We start from the raw sequence: 1,120 nt of genomic DNA, 5'->3' as shown, positions 1-1,120 counted from the left end.
GGTAATACCCCCGCTTTTAACGCGAGTCAGAAGTAGAGGCTAAGCGGCCATGGCCAGCCGCTGTTTTGGCGTTACGCCACCAAGGCCCATGTTGGGGCGCTCATGATTGTATTGCCACATCCATTCCGTGGCGAACTGCTGGATGTGCTCAAGGTCGTCCCAGTAGTACTGGGACAGCCATTCATAGCGTACCGTGCGGTTGAAGCGCTCCACGTAGGCGTTCTGCTGCGGCTTGCCCGGCTGGATGTAGTTCAACGCGATACCGTGCTGGCCGGCCCATTGCGTGATCGCCTCACTCAGGTACTCCGGTCCGTTGTCGCACCGTATCGCCGCCGGCCTTCCCCGCCATCCCATGATCTGCTCCAGGGCTCTTATGACACGGGCAGAAGGTAGCGAGAAGTCGATCTCGATGCCCAGGGCTTCCCGGTTGAAGTCGTCTATGACGTTGAGCAGCCGAATACTTCGGCCGTCCTTCAACTGGTCGTGCATGAAATCCATCGACCACACAGCGTTCACCGACATCGGTACGACCAGTGGCTCCGGCGCCTGCCGCACAAGCCGCTTACGCGGTTTGATGCGGAGATTCAGCTCGAGCTCGCGATAGATGCGGTAGATCCTCTTATGATTCCACCCGAAGCCCTTCACGTTGCGCAGGTACAGGAAACACAGCCCGAATCCCCAGTTACGGTGGTTGTCGGTCAGTCTCAGCAACCAGTCGGCGATCTGTTCGTTCTCTGCATTGCGCTTTCGCTCATAGCGGTAGCACGTCTGGCTTACGCCAAATGCCTCGCATGCAAGCCGGATCGACACCCCCCGGCGTGCTACTGCGTCCCTGGCCATCTCGCGGCGAGAAGATGGCCTCAGTCTTTTTTTGCCAGCGCCTCTGCGACGATCTCCGCCTTGATCTTCTCTTCGACGTACATCTTGCGCAGTCGTGCGTTCTCCGCCTCCAGTTCCTTCATGCGAGCCATCAGCGACACGTCCATGCCGCCGTACTTGCCGCGCCAGTTGTAAAAGGTCGCCGTGCTGATACCCAGCTCCCGACAAATCTCCGGCACCGCCAGCCCGGACTCCGCCCGCTTGAGCGCATCCATGATCTGGCTATCCGTGAACTTCGACT

General features: G+C 59.3%; 1 protein-coding gene. It reads right to left on the bottom strand.

Annotation, left to right across the window (positions count from 1 at the left end; all coding sequences use genetic code 11):
• Nucleotides 1-39 precede the first annotated feature (39 nt).
• A protein-coding gene (locus tag GQ56_RS0138945) for an IS3 family transposase (protein WP_152602020.1) occupies nt 40-1,120 on the bottom strand; the annotation gives its coding sequence in 2 pieces (ribosomal slippage) (nt 40-866 and nt 866-1,120; 1,082 coding nt annotated over the 2 pieces). This gene is flagged as partial in the annotation.

This window comes from Burkholderia paludis, assembly GCF_000732615.1.
Classification (GTDB): domain Bacteria; phylum Pseudomonadota; class Gammaproteobacteria; order Burkholderiales; family Burkholderiaceae; genus Burkholderia; species Burkholderia paludis.
The sequence above is the reverse complement of the archived record's forward strand: the minus strand, read 5'-3'. Positions and strand labels throughout refer to the sequence as shown.